Raw genomic sequence first — 16,376 nt, 5'->3', positions numbered from 1 at the left:
CGGGGTGATGTGGCTGTTATTTACCGTGCAGGGGCTGGGGGTGCGGAAGCGGCGCTGATTCGCCCTGATATTCGTTGCGCAGGCAGCGCAGCAGCAGCTCGGTCGCAGGACCGAGAGATTCGGGGGAGAGGGTCAGCAGATAGGTGTAGAGGTGGCGTTCGTTGCCGCTTTCCAGATCCAGCTGTATGAGTGACCCTTCAGCCAGCTCCCGCTCAACCAGATGGCGCGGCAGCCAGGCATAGCCGAAGCCAAGGCGCAGCATGGCGAGCACTTCGTGGTAGTGGGTTGCCTTCCAGCCGGTGTCATCCGCATCGTTCCAGTCCACCGAGCGGTGAATGGGGGGATGAAGGCTGATCTGGTTGTGGCTGGTCAGCACGTCGCTGCGGATGGGCCCCTCCTCCTGTGCCAGCGGATGGTTGGCGGCGCAGAGGGGCAGCAGGCACACCTCGTCCAGCAGCAGGCCGGTGCGATCGCCGGGCAGGTGCTCGGAGAGCATCAGATCCCCCGGTTGCAGGGCGTTGAAGTGGCAGTGAATGCGTTCGTGCAGGTTGACCCGGCAACCCCGGCTGCGGGGGTAGAAGCTGGCCAGCGCCCGATAGAGGCGATCCCTTGGTTGCAGCGCCGAGACATAGAGGTTGATCTGCGGCTCCCACTGCCGCTCCAGGTTGTTGGCCAGATTTTCCAGCTCTTCTACTTGCTGGCTCAACTGACGGGCCCGCTTGAGGAAGATCTCGCCCGCCGGCGTCAGCACCGCCTTGCGGCCGCGCACCTCCAGCAAGGGCACCCCCAGACTCTGCTGCAACTTCGCAACCGCATGATTGAGGGAGGACTGGCTCTTGTTCAGCGCCTCGGCCGCCTGGGCGTAGCCGCCGCAGTCGACCACCGCCTGAAAGATCCGCCATTGCTCAAACGTGCTCTTGGGACGAAACATAGTTCAACCTGATTGGAGATAGGATGGTCAGTGGTTCGAACATGGAGCCTGTGCCCCCTATTCAATTTAACCCCTGCCGCACAACACTCTGGGTATTTTATTGATTTATTTGGGCTGGGCCACGCAACTTGTTTATTTTGGCTGAGCCACAAAGGTCTGGCCGGTTTTGCCGCGGCTGTCCGACCCCATCAGGTAGAGGTAGAGCGGCATCAGGTCGGCCGGAGTCTTGAGGTTCATGGGATCTTCCGCCGGGAAGGCGCTGGCGCGCATCTTGGTACGGGTACCGCCCGGGTTTAGGGTATTGACCCGCACACCGGTGTTCTCAAGCTCGTCGGCCAGCACTTCCATCATCCCCTCGATGGCGAACTTGGAGATGGCATAGGTGCCCCAGTAGGCGCGCCCCTTGCGCCCCACGCTGGAGGAGGTGTAGACGATAGAGGCATCGCCCTGCGCCTTGGCTGTCTGGCGCAGCAGCGGCAGCAGCGCCTGGGTCAGCAGGAATTCCGATTTGACGTTGACCTGCATCACCTCGTCCCACTCCTTTTCCTGAATATGTTCAAACGGAGAGAGGGTGCCAAGCAGACCGGCGTTGAACAGCACGCCGTCGAGACGGCCAAACTGCTGGGCGAAGGTTTCGGCCATGCCGCGGTAGTGGGCGGCGGTGGCCCCTTTCAGATCCACCGGCACGATGGCGGGCAGCGGATAACCGGCCGCTTCAATCTGGTCATACACGGCTTCGAGTTTGGCGCTGGTGCGGCCGAGCAGGATCACGGTGGCACCGTGAGCGGCGTAGGTGAGGGCGGCTTCGCGGCCGATCCCGTCGCCGGCACCGGTGACCAGAATGACTTTATCCTTGAGCAGATCGCGGGGTGCCTGATAATCGAGCATGACAACTCCTGTTAACAAATTCCGGCCATAAGTGCATGGCAATCGGCGCCAAGTGTACTGATCCGCGCGCCTGTTTGACCAGCCAGCGGCAAGAAAAATGTGAAGAAAATAGAGAGGTTGTGATGCTCGGGTTGGTTTTTCCGGGCACTGGCTGCGATTTTTTGCGCGCATTCGCCAAACTCCCTAGAATGTGACGAAAACCGATCCATTCTGGAGTCCATCGTGACATTTCTGACCGAATATGGCCTGTTTCTGGCCAAGACAGTGACCTTCCTGCTGGCCGTCGGCGCCATCATCCTGATGATCGTCAGCACTCGCCAGCCGAAAGCGCGCAAGGGTGAGCTGGTGGTGACCGATCTCTCGAGCGAGCTGGAGCAGGGGCAGTTTGCCCTCAAGAGCGCGCTCGCCAGCAAGGCCGAGCGCAAGGTGCTGGAAAAGCAGCAGAAAGAGGAGCAGAAGAAGCGTGCCAAGGCCGGGGATGAGCGCAGTCGCCTGTTTGTGCTCGATTTCAATGGCAGCATGGATGCCAAAGAGGTGGCCTCCCTGCGCGAGGAGGTGAGCGCGGTGATTGGCGTCGCTCAGCCCGGCGACGAGGTGCTGCTGCGACTCGAATCCGGTGGCGGCGTGGTGCATGGCTATGGCTTGGCCGCTTCCCAGTTGCAGCGACTGCGCGATCGTGACATCAAGCTCACCGTGGCGATTGACAAGGTGGCGGCGAGCGGCGGCTACATGATGGCCTGTGTGGCAGACAAGATCCTGGCTGCCCCCTTTGCCATAGTCGGCTCCATCGGGGTGATCGCCCAGCTGCCGAACTTCAACAAGTTGTTGAAAAAGCACGATATCGAATTCGAGATGCACACCGCCGGTCAGTACAAGCGCACCATCACCATGTTCGGCGAGAACGACGATCTGGGGCGCGAGAAGTTTCGCGAGGAGCTGGCGGCGATCCACGAGCGCTTCAAGGCCTTTGTGGCCGAACACCGCCCGCAACTCGATATCGATCAGGTCACGACCGGCGAGCACTGGCTGGCAAGTCAGGCCAAGGGGCTGGGGTTGGTGGATACCCTCTGCACCAGTGATGACTATCTGCTGGCACAGGCCAGCCACCACAAGGTGATCGGCATCAGCTATCGCAAGCCAAAAAGCCTGACCCAGAAGCTGGGGCAGCAGGGCGCTCAGGCGCTGGAGGCGGGATTAGGGCGGCTGTGGCAGCAGAGCCCCTGGCGCTAAGCCTAGCCCTCTGGCGCTAGCCCGAGAGAAATCCCGCGATAAAAAGGCCAGCCGATGCCCATCGGCTGGCCTTTTTGCATCCGGTTGCACCTTGCTGGTGAGCAAAGGTTGTTTCTATTGAGGCCCTCTGTTACAACTCAATGCTTTCCCCGTTTATGACAGGATCTTGTGGTAAGAGCTGCGGGGCATGGAGCATAGCGATGTCATGGAGCACCTTCAGGCAATTTACCCCGCTGGTCTGGATCGTCATTCTGGGCACCTTCATGGTACGCACCAGCTACTACATGGTGTGGCCCTTCCTCTCCATTCTGCTCTATCGGGAGTATGACCTTTCGGCCACCTTGATCGGCCTGTTGCTGGGGGGCTCAATGGCCCTCTCTACCCTGGTCAGCTTCTACGGCGGCTGGCTCTCTGATCGCTTCGGGCGGCGCAGCATACTGCTGGCCGGTTGTCTGGTGGCGATGATCTGTTTCGGCCTGCTCGGTTTTTCGCACGAGGTGTTCTGGCTCGGAGTCGGGGTGATGGGCAGCGGCCTCTCGTCGGGGCTCATCGATGCCCCTGGCAAGGCGCTGATGGCCGACAGTCTGGCCTCGGCCAAAGCGCGGGAGCTGGCACTGCACTTGCGCTATTTTCTGCTCAACCTGGGGGCCGCGCTGGGGCCGCTACTGGGGGTGACCCTCGGGATCAACGCCCAGCAGGAGACCTTTCTGTTTCTGGTGGTGAGCTATCTGCTGCTGGCGCTGGCCTTTGGCTGGGGATTTCGCCGGGCTGGCAGCACAGGCAAGCCGGGGGCGGCTGGCCCCGGACTGCGGGATGCTATCAAGGTGTTGCTGGCGGATCGCGCCTTCCTGTTGCTGGTGATGGCCAATCTCCTGATGGTGCTGGTCTACTCCCAGTTTCACTCGCCGCTGGTGCAATACCTGACTCGGGCCGGGATGCCGCAGGTGGCCGAGCTGGTTGCCCTGCTGGTGGCGACCAATGCCCTGACCGTGGTGCTGCTGCAGTTTCCGCTGCTGCGGTTGTTGTCACGCTGGCCGGTGCGGGTGCGGCTTCATATCGGCATGGCGCTCTTTCTGGCGGCCCAGCTGCTCTTCGCGCTGGGGGACCCGATGGTGCGCAGTCACTGGTTTGGCGCCGTGCTGCTGCTCAGCATCGGTGAGACCATTCTGTTTCCGCTGCTCAATGTGCTGATCGACCAGATGGCCCCCGCTCATCTCAAGGGGAGCTATTTTGGTGCCAGCGCACTGGCCGGGTTGGGAGGGGCCGCAGGTGCCCTGCTGGGAGGCTTGATCCTCGAGCAGTGGAGCGGTCAGTTGCTCTATGTGCTGATGGCGCTGCTTTGTGTGGCGATTTTTGCGCTCTATGAGTGGGGGGCCAGAGTACAGCGTCCCGCTGTGGCCACGTCTGTGGTTGAGCGGAGCTGACCCGGTTAACGCGGGGATCTGTGATGCTGAATGTTCAGTGCGTGCTACCCGGCGTCTTCTCTTTGAGCGCCTTCTTGGCTGCGTACATCCTCTCGTCGGCGAGCCGGATCAGGTTTAGCCCATCGTCGTAGTGCTCCGGTCCGGTCTGCACTATGCCGATACTGAGGGTGAGATCGCCCAGCTGCTCCTTGACGGTGTTGATCAATCGTTTGAGATAGATATCCCGCGCCTGACTCTCGTTGCAGTTCGGCAGGATCAGGCAGAATTCATCTCCGCCATAACGAAAGCAGCTGTCTTCGGCGCGAAAGACCTGACGGATGCAGTTGCCGACGATGCGCAGGATCTCGTCTCCGCGCTGGTGACCTTCGGTATCGTTGATTTGCTTGAAGTTGTCGATATCGAGATAGGCGATGGCCATGGGTTCGGCGCGGCGCTGACAGGTGCGCAGGCTCAGCAGCAACAGTTCGTTGAGGTGGCGAACGTTGAGCAATCCGGTCAGGGCATCGGTGCGGTTCAGCTCCTCCAGTTGCTTGGTACGCTCGCGAACTTTCTGCTCCAGACTCTTGGCATAGTTCTCCGACTTCTCTCTGGATGACTCTATTTCCGACACCAGACTGCGAATGTAGGTTTCGAAGACCAGAGTGATGTCGAACAGAAAGAGTTTGTCCAGGGCGGCCAGCATGACGAGGCGCTCCGGTTCATCGCGGATCTGCTCGAACATATCCTCGATCAGCAGGGCTTTGAGGGTGTTGATGGCGGCCAGATAGAGCTTGGGTTCGACCCCGATCCGCTTGTGAACCAACCCGATCCGCAGCCGGTTGTTGACGTACTCCAGATCGTAATGGCCGCTGAAGAGATCGAGCACATAGCGCCGTTGCGCGGTGCGCAACCGTATGAGGGTATCGGCATCCCCGATCAACAGGGCGATTTCGGTGATGGCCGTCTGCTGCTGGTAGAAGCGATCCACCAGGGCGTCGATCCGTGGTTCTATCTTGCTGCAATAACTTGCCAGCCGCGCCACATCCTGTTCATTGAGCAGCAATAACTCCTTGCGATGGGCAATTTCAAAGTCGGTGATCCTCATCTGCTCAAGCAGGGTCTGTTCGGTCGGATTCATCGTCGTCCTCGGTTTATTACTGGGTGTTACGCTGTCCGTGAGGTGGGACAAACAAGCAGGCGTGGCAATTGATAGTGTAGTCAGTGAGGCTGGGGCGCGCGCAATGCCCCCGCGTGGCGGGGGCTATGGAGGGTCAGGTGAAGGCTAAAGGGGCAAGAGATCCGGAGGGGGAGATCAGAACGTCAGCACCTTGTCGGCAGCCAGGGTCCATTGGGCCAGCATCGGCAGGGTGCCGACCTCAATGCCCTCGATCAGCGGCAGGGCTGTGATGCCACGGGCATCGGTGCAGGTCTTGCACAGGCGAATGGTGACGCCCTGGGCCAGCAGGATCTCCAGCATCTGGCGCAGGTTGTATCCCTCGGCCGGTGCCTGACCGGCCAGCGCCGCGCTCACCGCATCGGACATCAGGAACAGCTTCAGGCTGGCACCACCCTGTTCGTTGAGGGCGATAGCGAGACGCAGGGCGTTGAACAGGGATTCGCTGCCATAGGGGGCACCGTTGGCAATGACCACAATTTGTTGATTCATAACAGACTCCCGATTGGAAAGAGCGCCATTGTAGAACCAACAGGGTGGCAATTGCGTGATGTTGCACAACTTCTGTCGCACCTTTTTCCCGCTTGCTTGACCCTGTCGCCGATCGAGGTTTTTATGGTCAGCTCGCAAACAAGACCGGATGAATCGAGATGTGGAAAGTATTGGGAGCCGGCTTGCTGCTATTGGCGGGTCAGGCCTTTGGTAGTGAGGCGGTCGGTTGCAAGGCCCGTCTGCAGGCCGTCAACGACCAGCTGGTGTTTGCCAAAGCACACAACAATGCCGGGCAGATTGCCGGGCTGGAACAGGCCGCGCGCAATATCAAGGCCAACTGTACCGATGAAGGTCTGCTCAATGAGCAGAAAGAGCGGGTTAACAAACTGCGTGGCGAGGTGGATGAGCGTCTGCTCGAGCTGCAGGAGGCGAGAGTCAGTGGCAAACCGGAGAAGATTGCCAAGCGGCAGGCCAGGCTGGAGGAGTCCCAGACCCGAATGCTGGAGGCCCAGCGGGAGCTGGACAAACTGATCCGGCTGGTCGGCAAGTGATGCCCAGCCGCTGCACGCAGGATCAAAAAAGGCCGATTGCTCGGCCTTTTTTTCGTTTTACGGTCTGTGCATCCGCACAAACTTCTCCATCAGCTGATCTTCGGTCTCCACATAAGCGGGATCCCAGATGATGCAGTCGATAGGGCAGACACTGATGCAGGTCGGCTTCTCATAGTGACCGACGCACTCGGTGCAGCGACTGGGGTCGATCTCGTAGATCTCCTCACCCAGGCTGATAGCCTGGTTGGGGCACTCGGGATCGCACATGTCACAGTTGATGCACTTGTCGGTGATGAGCAGCGCCATCTCAGGCCGCCGTGTGCGGGTTGCGGGTATCCTGGCTGTCGCCCAGATTGCGCAGCAGGATGCCGTAGTTCACATCCAGATCTTTCGGGACCGGCACATAGACCACGTGACCGTTGCCCGGCGCGGTATCGATAAGCTCCCCTTTGCGGTTCTCCATCTGCTCCAGATTGAAACGGACGTTGCCCTGCGGGGTCATCAGCTCCAGATTGTTGCCCACCAGGAACTTGTTCTTCACTTCGACCTCGACCATGTCACCTTTGCGACCGGTGATCTCGCCGACAAACTGCTGGGTGTCGGAGACAGAGTAGCCGTAGTCGTAGTTCTGGTATTCGCTGTGGTTGTGACGGCGCAGGAAGCCCTCGGTATAGCCGCGGTGGGCCAGATTTTCGAGGGTACCCATCAGGCTGCGGTCGAACGGACGACCCGCTACCGCATCGTCGATGGCCTTGCGGTAAACCTGAGCGGTACGGGCACAGTAGTAGAAGGATTTGGTGCGCCCTTCGATTTTCAGGGAATGAACGCCCATCTTGGTCAGTCGCTCGACGTGCTCGACGGCGCGCAAGTCCTTGGAGTTCATGATGTAGGTGCCGTGTTCGTCTTCGAACGCGCTCATGTACTCGCCCGGGCGGTTGGACTCTTCCAGCAGCACCAGGGCATCGGTCGGCTTGCCAAGGCCCAGGGTGTTGTCCGGGCGGATGGCGATGGGCTCCTGACGGTGGACGATCTGGCCCACGTCATCTTCTTTACCCTCGTGCACCTTGTACTCCCAGCGGCAGGAGTTGGTGCAGGTGCCCTGGTTGGGGTCTCGCTTGTTGATATAGCCGGAGAGCAGGCAGCGGCCGGAGTAGGCCATGCACAGCGCGCCGTGAACGAACACTTCCAGCTCCATCTCCGGCACCTGCATGCGGATCTCCTCGATCTCGTCCAGCGACAGCTCGCGGGAGAGAATGGCGCGGGTCAGGCCCATCTGATGCCAGAATTTCACAGTGGCCCAGTTGACCGCGTTGGCCTGCACCGAGAGGTGAATGGGCATATCAGGAAAGGCTTCACGCATCATCATGATGAGACCTGGGTCAGACATGATCAGCGCATCCGGCTTCATCTCCACCACAGGGCGCATGTCGCGGATAAAGGTCTTGAGCTTGGAGTTGTGGGGCTGGATGTTGGCCACCACATAGAACTGCTTGCCCAGCGCATGGGCTTCGTTGATGCCCAGCTGCAGGTTTTCGTGATCGAATTCGTTGTTGCGCACCCGCAGGCTGTAGCGGGGCTGACCGGCATAGACGGCATCGGCGCCATAGGCGTAGGCGTAACGCATGTTCTTGAGGGAACCTGCGGGGGAGAGCAATTCTGGTTTAAACATGGCGGACTCTTTATATCTGATTGCAAATCAGGACGATGCCACCTGATGGCATCGTAGTGGTTGAGTTGCGGTGCAAGAAGCTCTCAGAGAAGAGGCTCAATGCAGCGCGACCCGATGACGGCATATCCGAGCCTATCTAAAGAAGATGCGCCGGATATTCGGGGTGCGAGATTGTACTCGCCCCCACGTCATCATGCAATTTGGCAGGAATATCATGCGAATGGAAAATCAGCTTTTGGGGAATCTTTGATGGTGGGTTAGCGATAGTTGCTGATGTTCAATTATCCAGTGCGAGTTGAAAAGCGGGGAACTGTTCGCTCATAAAATTGCGGGGGCTGTGGCCATTGCCTGCGGTGGCCAGCCACTCCCAATCCAGTTTTGGCGAGCCCGCTTTGAAGCGCTGATAGGCAACGCCCTGATGAATGGTCAGAAAGAGGGTCGTGGGGAGTCCCAGCTTGTTGCTGTAGCGCACCATCAGATCACCCTGATAGTCGTTGCTGATTCTGACTTTGAGCGCCTGCAATGTCAGACCGGTGGCGTGACCATGCTCGTCCCAGACTTCAAACATGATGTGAACACTCTGATGTCGATGATGCCACGATGAGCAAGATGGGATGCAATTGCAACTGTCAGATCTGACAAGACCGAAAAAGTGTGAGGGGGATAGCAGAAAGCGAAAACCCGGCACTAGGCCGGGTTTTCTTGAATGATGGTGGAGGGAGAAGGATTCGAACCTTCGAAGGCAGAGCCGTCAGATTTACAGTCTGATCCCTTTGGCCGCTCGGGAACCCCTCCACAGGGGCAAAGCAAATTGTATTCAGCCATTGCAATCAGGGAAATGGTGGAGGGAGAAGGATTCGAACCTTCGAAGGCAGAGCCGTCAGATTTACAGTCTGATCCCTTTGGCCGCTCGGGAACCCCTCCACGGGGTATTTCCTGATTGTCACTACTTTGCACTTGAATGGTGGAGGGAGAAGGATTCGAACCTTCGAAGGCAGAGCCGTCAGATTTACAGTCTGATCCCTTTGGCCGCTCGGGAACCCCTCCCCAAGTGCGAGGCGCATACTATCAGATCCAGAGGCTTTGTGAACCCCTTGATGAGGCATCTGGCAGTAAAAAATGACTGTTCGTCTATTTTTTGATACATCCAGCTCAAAATTCAAGCTTATCAGCAAGTTGTACGCTGCTTTTCTGCACAAAACAGCATCCGTGCAAGTTGGCGATCGCGCTGAAGAGAAGGGAAATAGCAGAAGACCGCCAGCGTCGGCGGTCTTCTCGGGCATCACATCTAGCGCTGGAACGGGTAGACCGAACCCAGTTTCAGGATCTGGGTCAGCTCGTCCAGTGCGCTGCGGGACTCCTGCACCAGTGCCGGATCCCGCAGGTCATCGAGGGTCAGTCGGTCACGGTAGTGGCGATCGACCCAGCCATCTAGGCGGGCAAACTGGCTGTCGTTGATGAGGCAAGCCGGATTGACCGCCGCGAGTTCCTGATCGTTCATGGCAACCCGTAGTCGCAGGCAGGCCGGGCCGCCGCCATTGCGCATGCTCTGTTTCACATCCATGTAGTGGACCGCCTTGATCGGGGTCTCCTGCGTCAGCAGCTTGCCAAGATAGGCCGACACCGCCGGATTGTCGCGGCACTCGGTGGGGGCGATGATGGCCATCTCACCATTGGGCAGGGTGAGGATCTGGGTGTTGAACAGGTAGGATTTCACCGCATCCAGCACGGATACCTCGGCGGTTGGCACTTCGATAAAGTGCAGCTCCCCTTCGCCAAACTTGCCGCTGATCTCGGCCAGCACCGCTTCGGTGTTGAGGAACGCTTGTTGGTGGAAGAAGAGCACGTTCTGGTTGCCCACCGCGATCACGTCGTTATGGAATACCCCCTGATCGATCACCTCCGGGTTTTGCTGAATAAACACCACGCTCTCCTCGCCAAGGCCATGCAGGCGGGCGATGGCCTGGCTTGCCTCCAGGGTCTGGCGGGCAGGGTAGCGCTTCGGCGCCGTGCGGGAGTAGTCAAAGGCGCTGCGGCCATAGACGAACAGCTCGACCCCCGCCTCGCCATAGGCACGGCAGAGGCGGGTGTGGTTGGCCGCCCCCTCGTCGCCGAAGTGGTCATTCTCTGGCAGATGGAGGTGGTGGCTGAAGTGGCGATCATTGTTGAACACGGCTCGCAGGATACGGCCCGTGACGCCCGGCTCCAGGGAGCGGTGAAACTTGTTGGTCAGGTTGGCGGGGGTGAAGTGAATGCGGCCATCCTGGGTATCGGCACTGGGAGAGACGGTGGCGGCATTGGCGGTCCACATGCTGGAAGCCGAATAGCAGGCAGCCAGTACGGCGGGAGCCTGTTTGGCGGCCTGTTCCAGCACCCGGGCATCGTTGCCGGTGAAGCCGAGGCGGCGCAGGGTAGCGAGGTCGGGACGCTCTTGTGGCGCCAGTACCCCCTGGGTCATGCCAAGCTCGGTCAGCGCCTTCATCTTGCGCAGTCCCTGTTTGGCGGCCTCTTTCGGATTGGAAGCCTCCTGGGCATTGCTCTGGGAGGCAACATTGCCGTAGGAGAGGCCGGCATAGTTATGAGTCGGGCCGACCAGACCGTCGAAATTGACCTCGAAGTGCTTCATTGAGTACATCCTTTCGATTTTTATGATGGGTAGCGGTTCCTTCCGCGCACAATGCGTCGGGGTTGGGCCATTATAAAGAGATTTTATGTTTTTGTAACAAGCCGGTAACCAGCAGACGTTTTTATGTCGTTTCAGATATAAAAAGAGGGGCGGTATGGCAGAAAATTGAAAAAGCGGTTGCGTCCGGCCTGTTGCCTTCGCATTAATAAATAAAGAAGCAATAAAAGAAGCCGTGTGGTTCGGGCTGGTCAGGCAAATTTGCTCACAAGATTGCTTTTTCGCGCCAAATCTCTTATACAGCCCCACAAAACCGCACACCAACCCCGTCGGGTGCAATGAGGATAATAGTTACAGCATGGGCAAATCACTGGTCATAGTGGAGTCTCCGGCCAAGGCCAAGACGATCAACAAATATCTGGGCAAGGACTACGTGGTGAAATCCAGCGTTGGTCATGTTCGCGATCTGCCCACCAGCGGCAGCGCCAGCACCGAGCCCAAGAAACCTGTCATTCGCGGCATCAAGTTGAGCGAATCCGAGAAGGCTGCCAAGGATCGCAAGGCCCTGTTTGCCCGGATGGGTATCAATCCGACCGCTGGCTGGCAGGCTAATTACCAGATTTTGCCCGGCAAGGAGAAGGTGGTCAGCGAGTTGCAAAGTCTGGCCGAGAAAGCCGACACCATCTATCTCGCAACCGACTTGGATAGAGAAGGAGAAGCGATCGCCTGGCACCTGCGCGAGATCATCGGTGGCGACGACAGCCGCTACAAGCGCGTGGTGTTCAACGAGATCACCAAGAGTGCCATCAAGGAGGCGTTCGCCCAGCCGTCCGAGCTGAATATTGACCGCGTCAATGCCCAGCAGGCCCGTCGTTTCCTCGACCGCGTGGTGGGTTACATGGTCTCCCCGCTGCTGTGGAAAAAGCTGGCCCGCGGTCTCTCCGCCGGTCGGGTACAGTCCGTTGCGGTGCGTCTCATCGTCGATAAAGAGCGCGAAATCAAGGCGTTCGTTCCGGTCGAGTTCTGGGATCTCAATGCCGACCTGCTGACCGCCGACAAGAGCGATCTGCGGATGGAAGTAGTCAGCCGCAATGGTGCCGACTTCAAGCCGGTGACCCAGGCCGAGACCTTTGCCGCTGTCGCAGCCCTGGAAGGGGTCGACTACAAGGTGGTGAACCGGGAAGACAAGCCAACCGGCTCCAAACCGTCCGCGCCGTTTATCACCTCTACCCTGCAGCAGGCGGCCTCTACCCGGCTGAGCTTCGGGGTCAAGAAGACCATGATGATGGCCCAGCGTCTCTATGAAGCGGGTTACATCACCTATATGCGTACCGACTCCACCAACCTCAGCAAAGAGGCGGTTGAGGCGGTGCGTGAATATATCGGCGAGCAGTATGGCGCGGCCTATCTGCCAGCCGAGCCGAATTTGTATGGCGCCAAGGCCAATGCCCAGGAAGCGCACGAAGCGATCCGTCCCTCCAACGTACAGGTGACTGCCGAGATGCTGGAAGGGATGGAGCCGGATGCCATGCGTCTGTACGACCTCATCTGGCGTCAGTTTGTCGCCTGCCAGATGACCCCGGCTCAGTACGACTCCTCCACCCTGACCGTCAAGGCGGGTGAGTTCGAGCTCAAGGCCCGTGGCCGTACCCTGCGCTTCGCCGGTTGGACCAAGGCTCTGCCGCCTATGGGTCGCAAGGGTGAAGATAGTCAGCTGCCGGCGGTGACCGTTGGCGAGGTGCTGAAACTGGTCAAGCTGGATCCGCGCCAGCACTTCACCAAGCCGCCTGCCCGTTTCACTGAAGCTGCGCTGGTGCGCGAGCTGGAAAAACGCGGCATCGGCCGTCCGTCTACCTACGCCTCCATCATCTCCACCATCGTCGATCGCGGTTATGTGCGGGTCGAGAGCCGCCGTTTCTTCGCCGAGAAGATGGGTGAGATCGTCACCGATCGTTTGGTGGAGAACTTCGTTGAGCTGATGAACTACGAGTTCACCGCCAAGATGGAAGACAAGCTCGATGGCATCGCCGAAGGGAGCCTTGAGTGGAAGAAGGTGCTGGATGCCTTCTACGCCGAGTTTACCCAGGAGCTGGAGAAGGCCGACAAGGCGCCCGAAGAGGGCGGCATGCGTGCCAACCAGATGGTGATGACCGACATCGACTGCCCGGATTGCGGCCGCAAGATGGGCATTCGTACTGCCACCACCGGCGTGTTCCTCGGCTGCTCCGGCTATGCTTTGCCGCCCAAAGAGCGCTGCAAGAAGACCATCAACCTGGTCTCTGCCGACGAGTTTGTCTCCGCCACTGACGGCGAAGAGGCGGAAACAGAAGCGCTGCGCGCCAAGCACCGCTGCGGTGTCTGTGGCACTGCGATGGATGCCTACATCATCGATGATAGCCGCAAGCTGCACGTCTGTGGTCGCAACCCGGATTGCGATGGCTACGAGATCGAGAAGGGCCAGTTCAAGCTCAAGGGCTACGAAGGGCCGAGCATCGAGTGCGACCGTTGCGGCAGCGAAATGCAGCTCAAGAACGGCCGTTTCGGCAAGTACATGGGTTGCACCAACGAGACCTGCAAGAACACCCGCAAGATCCTGAAAAATGGCGACATCGCGCCGCCGAAGGAGGATCCGGTGCCGCTGCCGGAGCTCAAGTGCACCCAGTCCGATGCCCACTTTGTGCTGCGTGACGGTGCTGCCGGTCTGTTCCTGGCAGCCAGCAACTTCCCCAAATCCCGCGAGACTCGCGCGCCGCTGGTGGAAGAGCTCAAGCGCTTCAAGGATCGCATCTCCGCCAAGCACAAGTATCTGGCCGGTGCCCCGCTCACCGATCCGGACGGCAACCCCGCCATCGTACGTTTCAGTCGCAAGACCAAGGAGCAGTACGTGATGAGCGAGGTCAACGGCAAGGCGACCGGTTGGACCGCTCACTACGACAACGGTACCTGGCAAGAGAGTTTGCCAAAGGCTAAAAAAGCCTGATGAAAAGAGGCCCCGACAAGGGGCCTCTTTGCTTATGGATAGCGGTATACTGAGACAGCTGCAAGGAGTGTAGCTGTCGTCAATCGCGAAGTAGACAAGGAGGTTGAGATGGAGATTAACGAGATCCGGCCAGGCATGAGCTGTATGACCCGTGAAGGGGCGGCCTATGTGCTGGAAGTGGACCGGCAGAGCCTGCTGGTACTGCTTCAGCGCGCGGACGAGACCATACCAGTGCAGGTGCGCAGTGACGAGATCCTGGCGCCGCTGGAGTGAGCCGGCTGTGCCCCCCTCAAAACGGCAGTAGAAAAAGCAGCTCGGCCAGATCGGGCTGCCATTGCCACTCCTTCATTCTGACCCGCCCACCGATCACCACGACCCCTTCTTGCTGCAGGCGTCCCGTCTGTTCGGCAAAGCCTGGCGATCCTTTCGGTAACGAGATGGTGCCCGCTGCGCCCAGCACCCGATGCCAGGGCAGTACCTTGTCGGTTTCCCGCAGCACCTTGCCTACCAGTCTTGCCCGTCCGGGCAGCCCCGCCAGATCGGCCACCTGACCATAGCTGACCACCCGGCCTGCCGGGATCAGGGCGATGATCGCTTCGATACGGGCAGCTTTGTTCAATGGGGATGGACTTGATTCAATGCTCATAGACCCGATTCGTCAAAAACAACAGAAGCGCCATTGTGGCGCTTCTGTCATGAGGCTGGCAATGATTCAGCCGAAGGTCTGGCTAAGCCCCTTCAGTTGCTTGGCCCGTTCCAGCAGAGCCTGACTGGAGTGATCGACATCCAGCATCTTCTGACTGTTGGCGTGGGAGTACTCGGAGATCTGGTGGATGCTGCGGCTGATCTCCTCTACTACCGCTTGTTGCTGCTCAGCAGCGGTGGCGATCTGGGTGGAGTGTTCGGTGACCAGCTCTATCTCTGCCAGCACGGTATGGAGGCTGCTGGCGCCCTGGCGGGTCATCTCGGCACATGCGCGGGTCTGTTGCAGGTTCTCCTGCATCATCCCCTTCCAGCGTCCCAGCGTGTGCTGGATCTGCTTGATGCTGCCCTGGATCTGCTCGGTTGCCTTGTGGGTGCGGGTCGATAGAGTACGCACCTCGTCTGCGACCACCGCAAAACCACGGCCCAGCTCCCCGGCGCGAGCAGCTTCGATGGCAGCGTTGAGGGCCAGCAGGTTCGTCTGCTCGGCGATGCCCTGGATCTCGCCCATGACACTGCCAATCCGTTCGGATTCGCTGGCGAGCTCTACCGCCGAGTTGAACGCCAGCTCTGCCTGTTTGGCGAGCTGTTCGATCTGTTGCTCGGTCTGGTTCAACTGCTGGTTGGTTTGTTCACAACGATTGCGAGCTTCGTTGACCTGACCGTTGGAGTCCTGGATGTTGCGGGCGATCTCGTGAGCTGTGTTGGCCATTTGAGTCATAGCCGTAGCCATCTGCTGGGTCTGGGCATCTTGCTCGTTGATATCGAGACAGGCCTGATGAGAGGCCTGCTTCAGATTGATGGCCAGGGTTTGCAGAGGTGCCGTGGCATCGTTGATCCGCCCCAAAACGGTTCGGATGCGGGCCTGCAGCATCTTGATATGAAAATCGGCAATGGCGCCGGGGTTATCACCGGAGTAGACCAGCCGGGTCAGACTGTCATATTCACGGCCCAGTTGCTGCAGATAGTGGGGCAGGGCAAAGAGCTCGCGCCAGTAGGCTCCGCCAAGAAGCAACAGGGGCAGCAGCATCAGCAGGACGGTCATGGCCCCTTGGCTGGCGAAGGTCCAGCCCATCAGGCCGAGCAGCAGCAGGGTAATGGCCGGGGTGCGCACTCTGGCAAGAGAGGGAAGGTTGCTTCTGTTGCCGCGCTCGGCCTTGAGCAGGGCTTGGTAGGTCTGAGCGGCGATGCGCTTGAATTGGGGCTCGGGCTTGCAGCGTACCGACTGGTAGCCGCTGATCCTGTTGCCTTCATAGATGGGGGTCACATAGGCATCTACCCAGTAGTAACGACCATCCTTGCAGCGGTTTTTTACCAGACCGCGCCAGGGTTTGCCCTCCTTGAGGCGGGCCCAGAGATCGGCGAAGGCGGCCTTGGGCATGTCGGGGTGGCGTACCAGATTGTGGTTGTGACCGACCAGCTCGTCGGCGCTATAGCCGGCGATGGTGCAAAAAGCCGGATTGGCATAAGTGATCACCCCGCGCAGGTCAGTAGTGGAGACCAGTTGTACGTCGGCAGGAAACTCCACTTCGCTATCCAGGGTATGGACATCTCTGCGGGCCATAGGAATACGCTCCGATGTTCTTGTTGATAATGTTGTCGTTGTTATTGTGGCAGATCTGGAGGTGGCCGCAGGCTCGCGCCAGCAGGAGGCAGACCAGCTTCATTGGGGGCTGGATTTTGCCAATAATGGCGGATGAATGGTAGGGGGAAGTTGATGTTTTGTTGGCTAA

Annotated in this window: 15 protein-coding genes and 3 tRNA genes; 5 read left to right on the top strand and 13 right to left on the bottom strand. The window is 59.2% G+C overall.

The annotated features are described in order from the left end of the window. Positions 1-16 precede the first annotated feature (16 nt). Positions 17-931 (bottom strand): LysR family transcriptional regulator, encoded by a 915-nt coding sequence (locus I6L34_RS04880; RefSeq protein WP_075114932.1) that lies wholly within the window; start codon positions 929-931, stop codon positions 17-19. A gap of 132 nt (positions 932-1,063) precedes the next feature. Beyond that, on the bottom strand, positions 1,064-1,819 hold the full coding sequence (locus tag I6L34_RS04875) for a YciK family oxidoreductase (RefSeq protein ID WP_005334909.1): 756 nt from the start codon (positions 1,817-1,819) through the stop codon (positions 1,064-1,066). Between the two features lie 222 nt (positions 1,820-2,041). Between I6L34_RS04875 and sohB the strand changes: the two genes are divergently transcribed. Next, a complete protein-coding gene (gene sohB / locus I6L34_RS04870) occupies positions 2,042-3,049 on the top strand; it encodes a protease SohB (protein WP_075114931.1) in 1,008 nt (335 codons plus the stop codon). 200 nt (positions 3,050-3,249) lie between these two features. Beyond that, entirely contained in the window at positions 3,250-4,473 is a 1,224-nt protein-coding gene (locus tag I6L34_RS04865) for an MFS transporter (RefSeq protein ID WP_075114930.1), read from the top strand. 34 nt (positions 4,474-4,507) lie between these two features. Here I6L34_RS04865 and I6L34_RS04860 read toward each other — a convergent pair whose 3' ends face one another. After that, the gene (locus I6L34_RS04860; protein ID WP_064339649.1) at positions 4,508-5,590 is read right to left on the bottom strand and encodes a diguanylate cyclase; all 1,083 of its coding nucleotides are present in this window, start codon (positions 5,588-5,590) and stop codon (positions 4,508-4,510) included. Positions 5,591-5,764: 174 nt separating this feature from the next. Continuing rightward, entirely contained in the window at positions 5,765-6,118 is a 354-nt protein-coding gene (locus I6L34_RS04855; RefSeq protein WP_005334901.1) for a DsrE/DsrF/TusD sulfur relay family protein, read from the bottom strand. A 158-nt stretch (positions 6,119-6,276) separates the two neighbouring features. Here I6L34_RS04855 and I6L34_RS04850 point away from each other — a divergent pair, with 158 nt between their 5' ends. Beyond that, positions 6,277-6,669 (top strand): DUF1090 domain-containing protein, encoded by a 393-nt coding sequence (locus I6L34_RS04850; RefSeq protein WP_216955955.1) that lies wholly within the window; start codon positions 6,277-6,279, stop codon positions 6,667-6,669. Positions 6,670-6,726: 57 nt separating this feature from the next. Here the strand turns inward: I6L34_RS04850 and I6L34_RS04845 are convergent, their stop codons facing one another. The 7 genes from I6L34_RS04845 to astB form a co-directional block, all read right to left on the bottom strand. Continuing rightward, positions 6,727-6,975: a YfhL family 4Fe-4S dicluster ferredoxin gene (locus tag I6L34_RS04845; protein ID WP_075114823.1), complete on the bottom strand. Its 249-nt coding sequence runs from the start codon at positions 6,973-6,975 to the stop codon at positions 6,727-6,729. A 1-nt stretch (position 6,976) separates the two neighbouring features. Beyond that, complete coding sequence (yegQ, locus tag I6L34_RS04840; RefSeq protein ID WP_106842767.1) at positions 6,977-8,338, bottom strand: tRNA 5-hydroxyuridine modification protein YegQ; 1,362 nt, start codon at positions 8,336-8,338, stop codon at positions 6,977-6,979. Positions 8,339-8,615: 277 nt separating this feature from the next. Beyond that, positions 8,616-8,906, bottom strand: coding sequence for a hypothetical protein (locus I6L34_RS04835; protein ID WP_058059185.1), 291 nt, complete (start codon positions 8,904-8,906; stop codon positions 8,616-8,618). Between the two features lie 142 nt (positions 8,907-9,048). Continuing rightward, positions 9,049-9,133: transfer RNA gene (locus I6L34_RS04830), tRNA-Tyr, on the bottom strand. Between the two features lie 44 nt (positions 9,134-9,177). Next, a tRNA-Tyr gene (locus I6L34_RS04825) sits at positions 9,178-9,262 on the bottom strand. 38 nt (positions 9,263-9,300) lie between these two features. After that, positions 9,301-9,385 (bottom strand) — tRNA-Tyr (locus tag I6L34_RS04820). A gap of 241 nt (positions 9,386-9,626) precedes the next feature. After that, a complete protein-coding gene (astB, locus tag I6L34_RS04815; protein ID WP_216955952.1) occupies positions 9,627-10,964 on the bottom strand; it encodes an N-succinylarginine dihydrolase in 1,338 nt (445 codons plus the stop codon). A 355-nt stretch (positions 10,965-11,319) separates the two neighbouring features. Between astB and topA the strand changes: the two genes are divergently transcribed. Both topA and I6L34_RS04805 read left to right on the top strand, forming a co-directional pair. Continuing rightward, positions 11,320-13,941, top strand: coding sequence for a type I DNA topoisomerase (gene topA, locus I6L34_RS04810; protein ID WP_107683628.1), 2,622 nt, complete (start codon positions 11,320-11,322; stop codon positions 13,939-13,941). 108 nt (positions 13,942-14,049) lie between these two features. Then, entirely contained in the window at positions 14,050-14,214 is a 165-nt protein-coding gene (locus I6L34_RS04805; RefSeq protein WP_005334891.1) for a hypothetical protein, read from the top strand. A 16-nt stretch (positions 14,215-14,230) separates the two neighbouring features. Here the strand turns inward: I6L34_RS04805 and I6L34_RS04800 are convergent, their stop codons facing one another. Together I6L34_RS04800 and I6L34_RS04795 are read right to left on the bottom strand one after the other, a co-directional pair. Continuing rightward, a complete protein-coding gene (locus tag I6L34_RS04800; RefSeq protein ID WP_005362155.1) occupies positions 14,231-14,587 on the bottom strand; it encodes an MGMT family protein in 357 nt (118 codons plus the stop codon). A gap of 66 nt (positions 14,588-14,653) precedes the next feature. Next, positions 14,654-16,207 carry a PAS domain-containing methyl-accepting chemotaxis protein gene (locus I6L34_RS04795; RefSeq protein ID WP_216955949.1) on the bottom strand — a complete coding sequence of 518 codons (1,554 nt, stop codon included), beginning with the start codon at positions 16,205-16,207 and terminating at the stop codon, positions 14,654-14,656. Between the last annotated feature and the right edge of the window lie 169 nt (positions 16,208-16,376).

Source organism: Aeromonas sp. FDAARGOS 1404 (genome assembly GCF_019047085.1).
Taxonomy (GTDB): domain Bacteria; phylum Pseudomonadota; class Gammaproteobacteria; order Enterobacterales; family Aeromonadaceae; genus Aeromonas; species Aeromonas veronii.
This window is presented reverse-complemented; position numbering and strand designations above follow the sequence as displayed.